The following is a 440-nucleotide window of genomic DNA, read 5'->3' on the forward strand; positions in this document are numbered from 1 at the left end:
ACAACCGGAAGCCTGACTTTAAACGGTACACCCGTCACCGCAGGAAGTTTTGTCACCGTCAATGACATTACAACGGGAAACCTAAAATTTACCCCGGCTCCCAACCAAAACGGTAATAACTACGCCAACTTTACCTTCCAAGTTCAAGATGATGGCGGGACAGCCAATAATGGGGATGTCAACCTTGACCAATCACCCAATACCTTAACCATCAATGTGACTCCGGTTAACGATGAGCCATCAGGAACAGACAAAACCGTCACCACCAATGAGGACATCGCTTATACCTTCACAACAAATGACTTTGGTTTCAGCGATAGTCTCGATAACAATAACTTCGCTCAAGTCAAAATTACCACCCTACCAACAACCGGAAGCCTGACTTTAAACGGTACACCCGTCACCGCAGGAAGTTTTGTCACCGTCAATGACATTACAAC

The 440-nt window shown here is 45.9% G+C and carries 1 protein-coding gene; it reads left to right on the forward strand.

What is annotated here, in order from left to right; all coding sequences use genetic code 11:
* A partial coding sequence (locus tag PL11201_RS26685) for an Ig-like domain-containing protein (RefSeq protein ID WP_159451591.1) occupies positions 1-440 on the forward strand: 440 nt, incomplete at both ends.

It is taken from the genome of Planktothrix sp. PCC 11201 (assembly GCF_900009135.1).
In the GTDB taxonomy this organism is placed as follows: Bacteria; Cyanobacteriota; Cyanobacteriia; order Cyanobacteriales; family Microcoleaceae; genus Planktothrix.